This is a genomic window from Clostridium mediterraneense, from assembly GCF_900091705.1.
Lineage (GTDB): Bacteria > Bacillota > Clostridia > Clostridiales > Clostridiaceae > Sarcina > Sarcina mediterraneense.
In genome coordinates this window covers 25,618-40,082 of the sequence record NZ_LT594785.1, presented here as the reverse complement: position 1 = coordinate 40,082, position 14,465 = coordinate 25,618, and the positions used below count along the sequence as shown (strand labels likewise).

Annotated in this window: 7 protein-coding genes and 1 tRNA gene; 5 read left to right on the top strand and 3 right to left on the bottom strand. The window is 29.0% G+C overall.

What is annotated here, in order from left to right:
* From BN8917_RS02270 to BN8917_RS14310, 3 genes are all read left to right on the top strand, one after another.
* Positions 1-1,340: hypothetical protein (locus BN8917_RS02270; protein WP_066870079.1), on the top strand; the 1,340-nt coding region annotated here is incomplete at its 5' end.
* Between the two features lie 165 nt (positions 1,341-1,505).
* On the top strand, positions 1,506-8,576 hold the full coding sequence (locus BN8917_RS02265) for a MucBP domain-containing protein (protein WP_066870076.1): 7,071 nt from the start codon (positions 1,506-1,508) through the stop codon (positions 8,574-8,576).
* A gap of 337 nt (positions 8,577-8,913) precedes the next feature.
* Positions 8,914-10,293 carry a hypothetical protein gene (locus tag BN8917_RS14310; protein ID WP_066870073.1) on the top strand — a complete coding sequence of 460 codons (1,380 nt, stop codon included), beginning with the start codon at positions 8,914-8,916 and terminating at the stop codon, positions 10,291-10,293.
* 297 nt (positions 10,294-10,590) lie between these two features.
* Here the strand turns inward: BN8917_RS14310 and BN8917_RS02255 are convergent, their stop codons facing one another.
* The gene (locus BN8917_RS02255; RefSeq protein ID WP_066870070.1) at positions 10,591-11,481 is read right to left on the bottom strand and encodes a phosphatidylserine decarboxylase; all 891 of its coding nucleotides are present in this window, start codon (positions 11,479-11,481) and stop codon (positions 10,591-10,593) included.
* 165 nt (positions 11,482-11,646) lie between these two features.
* Between BN8917_RS02255 and BN8917_RS02250 the strand changes: the two genes are divergently transcribed.
* A tRNA-Arg gene (locus BN8917_RS02250) sits at positions 11,647-11,721 on the top strand.
* 95 nt (positions 11,722-11,816) lie between these two features.
* On the opposite strand, the gene BN8917_RS02245 is transcribed toward BN8917_RS02250, so the two are convergent.
* Together BN8917_RS02245 and BN8917_RS02240 are read right to left on the bottom strand one after the other, a co-directional pair.
* The gene (locus BN8917_RS02245; protein WP_066870067.1) at positions 11,817-12,335 is read right to left on the bottom strand and encodes a spermidine/spermine N(1)-acetyltransferase; all 519 of its coding nucleotides are present in this window, start codon (positions 12,333-12,335) and stop codon (positions 11,817-11,819) included.
* A gap of 27 nt (positions 12,336-12,362) precedes the next feature.
* The gene (locus tag BN8917_RS02240; RefSeq protein WP_066870064.1) at positions 12,363-12,815 is read right to left on the bottom strand and encodes a MarR family winged helix-turn-helix transcriptional regulator; all 453 of its coding nucleotides are present in this window, start codon (positions 12,813-12,815) and stop codon (positions 12,363-12,365) included.
* Between the two features lie 373 nt (positions 12,816-13,188).
* On the opposite strand from BN8917_RS02240, the gene BN8917_RS02235 reads away from it, so the two are divergent.
* Positions 13,189-14,463: an HlyC/CorC family transporter gene (locus BN8917_RS02235; RefSeq protein ID WP_066870062.1), complete on the top strand. Its 1,275-nt coding sequence runs from the start codon at positions 13,189-13,191 to the stop codon at positions 14,461-14,463.
* Positions 14,464-14,465: the final 2 nt, after the last annotated feature.

Sequence of the window (14,465 nt, the reverse complement as noted above, 5' to 3'; positions counted from 1 at the left end):
CTCCTAAAATACCAGAAGGATACCATATTGTAAGTGTAACAAATAACGGTAAAACAGTAGAAGCTGGTGTACCAAGCAAGTTTACAAATGATGATCAAAATATTGTTTATCATATTGCTAAAGATCCAAGTACTACAGTTGAAGAAGTTTATCCAGACGGAAAACCAGTAGTAGCAAACAAAACAACTGTAAACCTTGCTGGAACTAAAGTTGATACAGTAATTCCAGAACTTCCAAAGGGATATCAAATTACAAAAATAACTGTTAACGGAAAAGTTGTTTCACAAAATGAAGTTCCAACTGTTCAAAGCACAGATAATCAAACAATTGTTTATACAATAGATAAGATGCCTACTGATACAGTTAAAGTTGTTTATAACAATAAAGAACTTATACCAGCAGTTTCAAAGACTGGTAAAACAGGAACAGAAACAGGACTTAAAACACCAGAAATTCCAAAAGGATATCATATAGTTAGCATAACTAATGGAAATGGTGAAAAAGTAACTGGAGTACCAAGTACATTTGGAAATAGTGATAATACAATAATTTATCATGTAGAAAAGAATACACCAGAAAATCATGAAGGTGGAAAAATAGCTCCAGAAAATCATAATGGTGACAACATACCAAAAGATCATGATGGAGGAAAAACAACTCCAGAAAATCATAATGGAGAAAATACACCAAAAGATCATGAAGGTGGAAAAATAGCTCCAGAAAATCATAATGGTGACAACACACCAAAAGATCATGATGGAGGAAAAACAACTCCAGAAAATCATAATGGAGAAAATACACCAAAAGATCATGAAGGTGGAAAGATAACTCCAGAAAATCATAATGGAGAAAATACACCAAAAGATCATGATGGAGGAAAGACAGCTCCAGAAAATCATAATGGAGAAAATACACCAAAAGATTATGAAGGTGGAAAGACAACACCAGAAAATCATAATGGAGAAAATACACCAAAAGATCATGAAAGTGGAAAGACAACACCAGTAAACCATAATGGTAATAATACATCAAAGAATCATGATGGAGGAAACACAACACCAGTAGTAAATCATAATGGTGATAATAATAAACCAATAAATCACAATAATGATAAAATTACATCAGAAAATCATAATAGTGATGAAACAACACCAGTAAATAATGAGAATAATCATGAAAATAAGGTAAGTAATAGTTCTAATACAAGTTCAACTATAAATACTTTACCTCATACTGGAATAGGACAATCACAGGATAATACAGCTAAAGAAGCAGGAGCATTAGCAGGTATAATTGGAGCTATTGCTACACTTGGAATCTTTAGAAGAAAGAGAAAATAATTTTAATAATATTAAAGAGACTCTAATTTATTAGGGTCTTTTTTTGTTTCAAATATTAGTTTGATATATTTTTTCTTTTAGTATATTTAAATTATTTTTAGTAAATCTTAACTATAAGACTAATTTTATTTTTGTGATTTAAATATTAACTAAGGAGGAAAGGAAATGAAGAACAACAGAGTAAAGGCCATAGTAGCTTTAGCTACGGTTACTGGAATTGTTTCAATGACACCTGTAGTCTATTCTAAACATAAAAAAAGCAGTAATTTATTAACACCAGTTGTTAGTGCAGATACAAAAGCTAATACTGAGGCAATAGATATAAGTGATTTACAAATACAAGTAAATAATGTTAGTATCTCTAAAAAATCAGTAAACTCATTTAATAATGATACAAGTTATATTCCTAAAAATATAATTTCTGAAAGTACTAATATAGCAACTTCTCAAACAACAGTAACGTATAAAATAGGAGTTTCTCTTAGTAGTAAGACAGGTAAACTTTATGATATACCAAATTTATATTTAACAGCTAATCCTTCTGCAGAATATATGGTAAACTCTAAAAATCCTAAGGAACAAGAAGCAGCTAAGAAGATTTTAGATCAAATTAATATACAATTGGGTTCTATAAAAAATTTAAACAGTACATCAACTTTTACAATAAGTGCTTCATTTAATATAGAAAGTGCTGATTGGAATATGAAAGTAACTCCTAATTTTAATATACATGTTTCATTAGGTGGGAAAGAAGAAGTTATACCAGTAAAAGCTCCTGATATAAGGCTTACAAATAAATATACAGTTAGTATATCTACAGAGGTGAATTCTACACTAGATAATAATGATAAACATGTACATTATTTAGATATTCGTTTTTACAATAATAATAGTAATCCTAATAATCCAGGGGTATATAATCCAGCTAATACTACAATGAAATCATTAACTTTTAAAGTGAATAATCCAGACCCTACTAATATTGAAATAACAGCATTAGATGTTCCAGGACTGAAGGTAAATCCAGATGGAACATATACTATAAGTGGGGATTTAATAAATAAATTTAATAAACTACTTAAAGTAACTACTAAAACTGATAAGAGATTAATGGAAAAAGTCACAGTACAACCTATAAATGAAGAGTTTAATTTAAATGGTGGAGTTGATGCAAAAACAGCTACAAGTATTAATTATTATTCAGGAGATGTTACAATAACTCAAAATAATATAGGAGTTGGTGACGAGATTACTATGTCACAAAATTCGAATATACAGGGAGTTCAAAGTCCACAGGTAACATATGGCTCAACAATAAGTGCTGGATTACCAGGACAATACAATATATATACTGGTTCAATCTTAACTGATGGAAATGTAGTAGTTGGCTCAGGGGGACAATGTTCACTTGGATTTTCAGATATGAACAATATGTATGTTCATTTAGATCAAAATTCAATTAATATATTGACTAATGGGACAGCAGCTCAGAAAGCTGATTTAATGCAAAAGATAGTTAATCAAGAAGTTGGTACTACCTATAATATAAATTCAATACAACAAATGTATGTAAATGGTCAGAAGATACCAGTATTAAATTTTACATATACACAAAATTACTATGATGGAGCGGCAATTTCAACAGGAGCTAATTATCCTGTTATGCCTACAGGTGGAAATAATCCTATAATTGCAAGAACTATAACTATAGGTACACTACAAACAAGTCTTACACCAGAACAAGAGAAAAGTGCTCAGGAACAATTAAGTAAAAGTGGTTTAACTAGTGATACTATTATAAAAAATAATAGTAAGTTTTCAGGATTTTTATTAAGTGCACCAGATAAGTATACTAATAAATTTATAGATAGTCAGGGAAATGGATATCAAGCTACAGATATTAGATATGATACCTATTCTCATGATGTATCATCTATTAAAACAATATCTTTACAACTTTCAAAGGTATATGTAGATGATTTAGGAGAAGGTGGTTCATCATTTCCACAAGGTGATTCAGTATCAGAACATTCACAAGCTTGGCTTAATAACTCACATTTATTTAATGTATTTACTTATGGGTATGGGTCAACTAATTTTGAATATTATACTCCAAATACAAAAATAGATGTAAATATGGGAGCTCCTTTTAATTTAACATCTGGTGTTACTATGAATGGAGAAGAGATTCCAGCAAATGATATTAAAGTAGATGGGAATCATTTAATAATTACTTTCCCAAGAAGAGTAAATGTTATAGATGAAGAACCATCCTTTAAATTTCATGCACAATATACAAGTCCATTAGAAAGAACTATTAATATTAGTGCAGGTTTGGTTGGTGAAACTGGAAAGCAAGGCTTAGTTTATAGCTATAATAATGACCCAGATTCAAGTCAAGAAGCAGGGGGGGCTTCAAATCAAATTATATATAATAATAAACTCATTATAGCTGGTTCAGAATCTACTAGCTGTTTACATAGTTCAATAATTGATAAAAATAATCCTAATATAGTAACTCTTAATGATACGATTAGTAATGGTACTAATACTGAAAAAACTTATATGATAATTGGAAAAATACCATTGCCAGGAAGTGATAATTTACCTGGGCAAGAAGGTGCACCAAGTGAAGGAGGTCTTGGAACAGAGCTACAATCATTAAATAATAATGGTGTACCAACATGGGTGTTACCTAAATCAGCTTTAAATAAAGAAAATCAGAGTATATTAAACAATCCAAATGCATTAGAGCTTAAAGGAAAATTAAAATATATTGAAAGTCCAGAGAGTGGATGGATAAAATATGTTCCAGGAAAAACTGATTTATCAAATATAATTGCGTATATGAGTACACCAACAGTTAAAGCAGGACAAAACTTTAATATGAGTTATAACGTTAAGTTTACTGGAGAAAATCCAAATATTTATCAAATAGTTAATTCAGCATTTAAGTATTATGATGAAACAGATAATGTTGCTTCAACAAGTAATATAGTTACACTTACTCCACCAGGTGAGAATTTACAAAATACATGGATTTCAGGGGTTACAACTATAAATGGTGAGCTTACTAATGAAGAACTTAATAAAACAGTGGATGGACATTCATTACAAGAGTTATTTGGGCACGGACCAGATAATGATGGTAATTTAAATCTAACTCCAAAGCCTCTACAAGATAAAGTTGCTTTAGCTACTAATGTTGATGAAATGAAAAAGCTTGGATATAGATTAGATGGAATTTATGTTAATGGAGAAAAGGTAGATGCTAATTGGTTTAATACTGTTGGAATTTTAAATAATGCAGGAATTACACATATAAAATTTGTTGTAAGTAAGATACCTACTTATACAGATACAGTTAAAGTTGTAGATAATGATGGAAAAGAGATTATACCATTAGTTTCAGTTACAGGTGAAACTGGAAAGGCAACAGGACTTAAAGAACCAGTGATTCCAGCAGGATATCATATAGTTAAAATAACTAATGAAGATGGTCGAGAAGTAACAGGGGTTCCTCAAATTTTTACAGATAAAAATCAGATTATAATTTATCATATTGCTAAAGATCCAAGTACAACGGTATCTGAAATTTATTTAGATGGTAAAGAAGTAGTTCCTAGTAGAGTTACAATTAATTTACCAGGAGCTAAAGTTGATACTACTATTCCTAATCTTCCAACTGGATATCAAATTATTAAAGTAACTGTTAATGATACAGAAGTGCCGTTATCACAAGTTCCTATAATTCAATCAAATGATAATCAAATTATTGTTTATACAATAGGAAAAATGCCAACAGATACTGTGAAAGTTGTTGATGAAGGGGGAAAAGAAATAGTTCCTTCAATTTCAAAGACTGGTAAGACAGGAGATGAAACCGGACTTACTACTCCAAATATTCCGAAGGGATATCACATAGTAAAAATAACTAATGAAAGTGGTCAAGATGTTAATGGAGTACCTAAAATATTTGGAGATAAAGATGAAGTGACTATTTATCATGTAGCAAAAGATATAATTGATAAAGTTTATATTGATGTTAAAACTGATAAAGGTGAAATTTTAATTCCTAGCCATGAAATAGTTAGTGGAGCTCCAGGATCAAAAATAGATATTAAAGTTCCAGATATTCCGAAGGGATATCATATAGACAAGATTTTATTAAATGGAAAAGAGCTAAATAAAAATGCTAGTGGTAATTATAATTTGCCTACTAATTTACCAGCTGATGAAAGTGAGGTAAATCAACATATAGAAATTATAGTTGCAAAAGATACTTCAAGTACAACAATATCAGAAATTTATAGTAGTGATAATAAAGAGGTTGTACCTAGCAAAACAATTACAGGTGAGATAGGAAGCCCAGTAGATACTAAGCTGCCTAAACTACCTAAAGGATATAGAATTCAAAAAATCTTGGTTAATGGTAAGGTTGTTACACAAGCAGAAGTTCCAACAGTTCAAGGAAATACTGATAATAAAATTGTTTATGTAATAGAAAAGATTCTAATATATACTGATAAAATTAAAGTTATAGATAGTGAAGGAAAAGATGTTATTCCAGAGGTATCAAGCACAGGAGAAACAGGAAAGGATACAGGACTTAAAGTGCCAAAGATTCCAAAAGGTTATCATATAGTGAAAATAACTAATGGAGATGGTCAAGAAATAAGTGGAGTACCTAAAACATTTACTGATAAAGATGAGACAATAATTTATCATGTTGCTGTAAATCCAACTACAGCAGTTTCAGTGGTATTTGAAAATAGTCCAGGAGTATATTCAATTAAAGTGACAATTAATGAAATCGGAGCAAAGGTAAATACAGCTGTACCTAAATTACCAAAAGGATATCAAGTTGTAAAAACAACTGTGAATGGCAAGGAAGTACCAGAATCAGAAGTTCCAACGGTTCAAAGTGTTGAAAACCAAACTATTGTTTATACAATAGCTAAAATGCCAATAGATACAGTTAAGGTTGTTGATTCTAGTGGTAAAGAGTTAGTGAAGGCAATATCTAAAACTGGAAAAACAGGAAGTGAGACAGGACTTACTACTCCAACTATTCCTAAGGGGTATCATGTAGTGAAAATTACTAATGAAAAAGGGCAAGAAGTAAGTGGAGTACCTAAGGTGTTTGGGGATAAAAATGAAATTATAATTTATCATGTAGAAAAAGATATAAGTGATAAGGTATATATTGATATGAAAACTAGTAATGGAGAAATTATAGTACCTTCACATGAGGTAGCAAGTGGAGCTCCTGGAACTAAGATTAATATATCTTTACCACAAGTACCAAGTGGTTATCATATAGATAAGGTATTATTAAATGGCAAAGAGCTTACTAAAAATGCAGATGGAACATATGATTTACCAACCACCTTACCTTCCGATGTTACAAAGGAAATTAATCAACATATAGAAGTTATAATTTCAAAGAATACTTCAACAACAACTATAAAAGAAGTTTATTCAGATAATGGTAAAGAAGTAGTTCCAAGTAAAATTATAACAGGAGATATTGGAAGTAGTGTAGATACTAAGATTCCAATATTACCCAAAGGATATAAAATTGAGAAGATTTTAGTTAATGGAAAAATAACTCCAGAGTCAGAAGTGCCAATTGTTCAAGTAAATACCGATACTACTATTACTTATGTGATAGGAAAAATTCCAACATATACAGATAGAGTAAGAGTTGTTGATAATTCAGGAAAAGAAATTGTACCAGAAATAATTAGTACAGGAGAAGCTGGCAGTCCAACAGGACTTAGTGAACCTAAGATACCAGTAGGTTATCATGTAGTGAGAATAACTAATGGAGATGGGCCAGAAGTAACAGGAGTTCCTAAGACATTTACTGATAAAGATCAGATAATAATTTATCATGTTGTTAAAGAGCCAACTACAACAGTAAAAGAAATTTATATAGATGGTAAAAATATTGTACCTGAAATAGTTACAACTAATATTGTTGGAAGTAAAGTAGATACTAAAATACCAAACCTTCCAAATGGATATCAAATAATAAAAGTAACTGTTGATGGTAAAGAAATACCTGTAGATAGAGTACCTACAGTACAAAGCAAATCAGACCAAGTTATTATTTATATAATAGGAAAAATGCCAACAGATACTGTAAAGGTTGTTGATTCAAATGGTCAGGAATTAGTTCCTTCTGTTTCAAGTACAGGAAAGACTGGAGATGAAACTGGACTTAAAACTCCAGAAATTCCAAAGGGTTATCATGTAGTTAAGATAACAAATGCTAATGGTGATAAAGTAGATGGAATTCCTAAAGTATTTGGAGAGAAAGATACTACAATTATTTATCATGTAGAGAAGGATATAGTTGATAAAGTTTATATTGATATAAAAACTGATAAGGGAATAATTTTAGTACCTAGCTATGAAGTAGCTAGTGGAGCACCTGGAGGAAATATAGATATAAAATTACCAAAGATTCCAAAGGGCTATCATATGATTAAAATATTATTAAATGGTCAAGAACTTGCTAAGAATGATAAAGGAATTTATATTTTACCAAGTAAATTACCTACTGACCCTACAAGAGTAATTAATAATCATATAGAAATTATAGTTTCAAGAAATAATGCAAAAACAGTAATTGAAGAAATCTATTCAGGAACTAATAAGGATGTAGTACCAAGTAAAACTATAACAAGTAAGATAGGAAGTAAGATTAATACTAAGATTCCTGTATTACCTAGTGGTTATAGAATAGAGAAAATAATAGTTAATGGAAAGGAAGTATCACAGGCACAGGTTCCAACTATTCAAGAAGATATTGATAATAAGATAATTTATGTTATAGAGAAAATTCCTAAATATACAGATAAAATTATTGTTGTTGATGGTAATGGAAATCATATAATACCACCAAATACAACAATAGGTGAAGAGGGAAAAGAAACTGGTCTTAAACCACCTAAAATTCCAAATGGATATAAGATAGTAAGAATAACAGATGGAGACGGAAGAGAAATTACAGAGCTTCCTAAGAATTTTGGAAATAAAGATAATACTATAATTTATCATGTTGAAAAGGTACCAGAGGATCCTAGTAAATCTGGTGGTATATTAAAGAAACTATTACCTCATACTGGTTTAAATATTACACCAGAGCAATCAGTAAAGACTGTGGGAATATTAGGAGTTATAGTAGCTAGTATTGTAGCTATAGGAATTTTTAGAAAGAAGAAATAGTTTTATAAATGAAAACAAGAGTTTTAATTTTATTAAAACTCTTGTTTTTTCTATTTAAGCTAGCATTATTCAATGTATATAGTACTGATTTATAAAATAATTTATAAAATTAGTTCATAAAATGTCTTTAAAATTTCATTAATTTGTTAATAATTTATAGTAAAATTATAGAAAATAAAAGGAAGATATTTATATTTTGAAGACTTTAGTAATTTTAATTTATAAATCTATATTTTAAAGCTTAGGGTACTTAATAATGAATATTTTAGTGTTTAAAATATTTTAAATTAATAAGAGAAAACAAATGAAAAAGATATAATGAAGGGAAGTATTAAACATGATACATAATTTACCACAATATACAGTAAATAGACCAGCATATGTACAATATGCAGTAAAACCAGGAAATACAGATAAGGGAACTGTAATAGTTACAGTTTTAAATCAAAATGGAGTAACAGTTGGAAATCCTAAAACTTATACAGGAGCTATAGGAAGTAATATAGGAGATATAACACCTAATATTCCAGCAAACTGTAAATTAAAATATATTACAGATAATAATAATATTGTTACTAAATTACCAACTAAGTTTTCAAATGTAGTTCAAAATATAACTTATCATGTAATAGAACAAAGTCAAATTAGATATACAATCTATATTAATGGTAGAGCTATATCATCAAATGAAATATACGGAGCAATTGGAACTAAACCAAATTATTCATTACCTAGTGCGAATGCATCAATTAAATTAGCTAAGGTATTATTTAATGGTGAAGAGGTTAAAGACCCATCTGTAGATTATAGACCAGACTTTGGACGTAATAATGAAACAGTACAATATTACTATGTAACAAAGACTAAACCAGAAGTAAAACCAGCTGCCAAGAACACAACTGTAAAACCAGCAGATAAAAATACAAAAGCAAAGCCAGCTGACAAGAACACAACTGTAAAACCAGCAGATAAAAATACAGAAGCAAAGCCAGCTGCCAAGAACACAACTGTAAAACCAGCAGATAAAAATACAGAAGCAAAGCCAGCTGCCAAGAATACAACTGTAAAACCAGTAGATAAAAATACAGAAGCAAAACCAGCTGCCAAGAATACAACTGTAAAACCAGTAGATAAAAATACAGAAGCAAAACCAGCTGACAAGAATACAACTGCAAAACCAGCAGATAAAAATACAGAAGCAAAACCAGCTGACAAGAGCACAACTGTAAAACCAGCAGATAAAAATACAGAAGCAAAGCCAGCAGGCAAGAATACAACTGCAAAACCAGCAGATAAAAATACAGAAGCAAAGCCAGTTGCCAAGAACACAACTGTAAAACCAACAGATAAGAATACAGAAACAAAACCAGCTGACAAGAGCACAACTGTAAAGCCAGCAGATAAAAATACAGAAGCAAAGCCAGCTGACAAGAGCACAACTGTAAAACCAGCAGATAAAAATACAGAAGCAAAACCAGCTGACAAGAATACAAGTGTAAAATCAGCAGCAGTTAATAAAGATAACAAAGTAAATTCAATAGAAAAGAATGATTCAAATAAGACTGTAAAAGCTGGAGCACATAAAGAGTCAAGTGTTAAGGAATTACCTCATACAGGTTTAGGTAAGTCACAAGATAATGCAGCAAAAGATGCTGGAATATTAGCAACAATATTAAGTGCTGTATTAGCATTAGGAGTATTTAGAAAAAGAAAATAGTTTTTAAAAATTATAATTTTTTAGAGTTTGTCCTTTAAAGGGACAAGCTCTTTTTTAGTTATAATTAAATGAGTTTTAAATATAATTTAAGAAGTATATAGAGTATTTAGTTATTTGGCATGGATATATAAATAGCTGATTACTATAATTAATAGTATAAAATAGTTAGAAAAGATAATGCTGAAGTAGTAGGAGTTTTAAACAGTTCTTCATTAAAAATTAGTAGTACTATGTGCTAATAAGTTAGAGTAAGTGAAAAAGAAAAAAAGAAATGTCTAATCATAAGACATTCCTTCTTTACTTTATTTTTTCTCCAATATGTTCACCCATATAAACCATAGTTTCTATTCCTTTAAGTGATTCTTCTATAATATCCTTATCAATTGTTACAGCATTTTTTTTGAAAAATAATATAGTTGTTGATCCACCGAATTTAAAGAATCCTTTTTCTTCACCTTTATAAACTTTTTTATCAGTTTGATAACTTTGAATTATAGTACCAACACAGGTTGCTCCAACTTCCATTGTTATTATATCCCCAAAATTATCTGATTTGAAAAGAGCCCATTCCCTTTTATTTTTACAGAATAACTTTGGTACCTTTTCAAGAGCTATAGGATTTACAGAGTAATAAGATCCTTTTATCTTTTTACTTTTTCTACAGAATCCATTGTCTACAAAGTGAAAACGATGATAATCAGTAGGGCAAAGTCTTAAAACAAGACAAGTACCACCTTCATATTCCTTAGCAACATTATCATCACTTATTAATTCTCTTAATGAATAAGTAAAACCTTTAACTTGAATTATTTTAGCCATATCTATATTTTCAAATGCTAAAAGTCTTCCATCACCAGGTGATATTAAACTTTCTGGATTTTGGTCAATTGGTCTTGCTTTATCTACAAGTTTTCTAGCAAAAAAATCGTTAAAATTCTTAAATTCATCTAAGTTTTTTTCCATAATAGATGTATTTATACCAAATTGCTCTACAAACTTTGAGATTTTTTTCTTACTGAGCTTAGTATCACAGTATAAACCATATATTTTAGAAAACATCTTCTTCTTTACAAACAGTTCTACTACTCCTTTTCCAACAGGAGATGAGTATGACCAGTTTATATAATTAAGACCGGCAACTTGTTCGATTTCATAATTTTTAGTTGTTCTATTGTATACTTTTATCATTAAGAATCTCCCTTTCTAAAAGTAAAACCAAGTATATCTTATATTAAAATTATTAGTTTAACAACTTTTTATTATAAATTTATTGTTAATATGGAAATCTATTGACATGGATAATAGCAAAATATAAAATTAATTTATAAGGTAAATAAATACCAAAAATTTTAAGCCCCTATAGTTTAATGGATAGAACAATCCCCTCCTAAGGGATAAATGTAGGTTCGATTCCTACTAGGGGTGCCATATAAATTAGGTTGAAATCTTTAGTATTAAGGGTTTCAACTTTTTTATTGGATAAATGTTGAAAAAACATAATTTTACTAATATTAAAAATTAATTTATAGCAATGTTTTAATCATTATAAAATCAATTTGTTTTTCATCACCCATATAAAAAGAGTGAGCTCCATTTTGTATAAAGCCCATTTTTTTATAAAAAGTAAGGGCATTATTATTTTTTTCCCAAACTCCAAGCCATATACTTTTTTTATTTAATGTAGTAGCTATTTCTATTGCTTTATTTATTAGATATTTTCCAAGTCCTTTTCTTTGGAAATTTGTTCTGATATAGATTCTTTCAACTTCCATTGTATCATCAGGCATTTTTTCAGATTGAGCATCATTAATATTTACCTTTAAATACCCAGCAAGCTCATTATCTAAATAGACAAAATAGAATTGTGAAAGGTCATTAGCTAATTCTGATTCTAATTGCTTAGAGTTATATGCTCTTTCTAAATAGTTTTTCATATTTTCAGCTGAATTTTGTGCTGCAAATGTATCAGTAAATGTCTCAATACTTATTTCTCTAAGTAATTCTAAATTTTCAAGCTTAACTTTTTTAATTTCTATAGACATAGTATTTTATAGCTCCTTTATTTAAGATTAATAATTTCTTTTATTTCCGTTCTTTACATATTTCCAATCAACTTCTATATTTTTTCTTACTCTTTGTAGAAGATGAAAAATGGTTTCTACTTCTTTTTCTGAGAAACCTGTTAGTGCAACATTATTAGAATATATATGTTCCCTTAGTATAAAAGGATATATATGATTTCCCTTTTTAGTTGGATAAAGTTTTTTAATTTTTTTATTATTTTCATCATCTTTTTTTTCAATGAATCCTTTAATTTCAAGCTTTTTTATTGCTCTAGCAGCAGTTGCTCTATCTACTTTAATTAGTTCTGCTAATTTTTCTTGAATTATTCCAGGAGATTCACATATTCGTACAAGATATAAGTACTGACCTTTTGTAAGATCAAATTCTTTAAATTCTATATTACTAATAGAATCTAATGCTCTTGCAATCATTCCGATTTCCCGTAAAATTTCTGTCATATATACCTCCTTGTTGGCTAATACTTTTAAAATATTCTACAAAATTTTTATTGCATTTGCAACAAAAATAATTAATAAATAAAAAATAAGATATAAAATTTATTTTTTTATTGGTGAAATCTATTTACTACTTAGTAAGTTGTTTTTAAGATGAGTTTTTAATTATTAAATCCTTTTTTATTTTTGAGTATTTTTTATAAAAGTAGGTAAAGCTAGATTTAATAAGAAAAATATATTATATGTTAAAAATTAAAATATAAATCGATATTAATTACACTTATGAAAATTTTTTGAAAAGAAAATAAATCTTAATGTGATATAATAGTATTTATATATAAATATATAAAAAATAAAAAATAGGAGAGTGGTATTTTTGGACCCTTCTGTGATTGGACAGATAATAATTTTAATAATCTTAATAATTCTTTCAGGATTTTTCTCTTCAGCAGAGACTGCCCTAATGGCTGTTAATAAGATTAAAATAAGACATATGGTGGAAGAGGGAGTTAAAGGTGCTGAGTTAGTTGAGAAATTAATATCAGATACAAATGAGCTTTTAGGAGCTATTCTAATAGGTAACAATATAGTTAATATAGGAGCATCATCTTTAGCAACAGTTCTTGCAGCTACTTTAGTTAAAGGAACTAAGTTTGAGGATGTTGGTATAGCTATAGCAACAGGTGTAATGACTATGCTAATCTTAATTTTTGGTGAAATAACACCAAAATCTCTTGCTAAACAAAATGCGGAGGGAGTAGCAATAAAAATTTCAAGACCAATAGCTGCTGTAGTTTTTGTATGTAGACCTTTTGTATGGTTATTTACTAAGATATCTTCATTCTTTATAAAGATTTTAGGTGGAGATCCTGATAAAGCTGAACCTTTTATAACTCAAGAAGAGTTAAAAACTCTTATGGATGTTGGAGAAGAAGAAGGAGTTTTAGAGGGCAAAGAAAAAGAAATGATATTCAATGTTTTTGAATTTGGAGATCTTCAAGTTAAAGACATAATGGCTCAAAGAGTTGATATCATAGCAGAAAGTATAGATGCTAGTTATGAGGACATACTTAATGGGATACAAGAATATCAATTTTCTAGAATACCAGTTTATGAAGATAATATTGATAATATAGTTGGAATTTTATATGCTAAAGACTTAATTCTGTTAAATGATGAAGATAAAAAGAATTTTGACGTTAAGAAGCTTATGAGAGAACCATATTATACTTTTGAATTTAAAAATATAGCAGATCTTTTCACTGAAATGAAAAGAACTAGAAATCATATGGCTATAGTATTAGATGAATATGGTGGAACAGTAGGTATCGTAACGATTGAAGACCTTATTGAAGAAATTGTTGGTGATATTGAAGATGAATATGATGAGCATCAAGAAGATATAAAAGAAATTAAAGAAAATGAATACGAAGTTGATGGAAGTACAAGACTTGATGATTTAAGTGAAATTATAAATGTTAAGATAGAATCAGATGAGTTTGATTCTATTGGTGGATTTGTAATTGGAATTCTTGATAGACTACCAGAATTAAATGAAGAAATCTTATATGAAAATCTAAAGTTTATTGTTGAGGAAATAGACAAGAAGAGAATAAAGAAAATAAGAATTTTTGTTTTAGATGAAGTTTAGGG

Excerpts from the sequence above, each read along its gene's own strand:
- BN8917_RS02265 (WP_066870076.1), top strand. The coding sequence starts at position 1,506 with ATGAAGAACAACAGAGTAAAGGCCATAGTAGCTTTAGCTACGGTTACT.
- BN8917_RS14310 (WP_066870073.1), top strand. The coding sequence starts at position 8,914 with ATGATACATAATTTACCACAATATACAGTAAATAGACCAGCATATGTA.
- BN8917_RS02255 (WP_066870070.1), bottom strand. The coding sequence starts at position 11,481 with ATGATAAAAGTATACAATAGAACAACTAAAAATTATGAAATCGAACAA.
- BN8917_RS02245 (WP_066870067.1), bottom strand. The coding sequence starts at position 12,335 with ATGTCTATAGAAATTAAAAAAGTTAAGCTTGAAAATTTAGAATTACTT.
- BN8917_RS02240 (WP_066870064.1), bottom strand. The coding sequence starts at position 12,815 with ATGACAGAAATTTTACGGGAAATCGGAATGATTGCAAGAGCATTAGAT.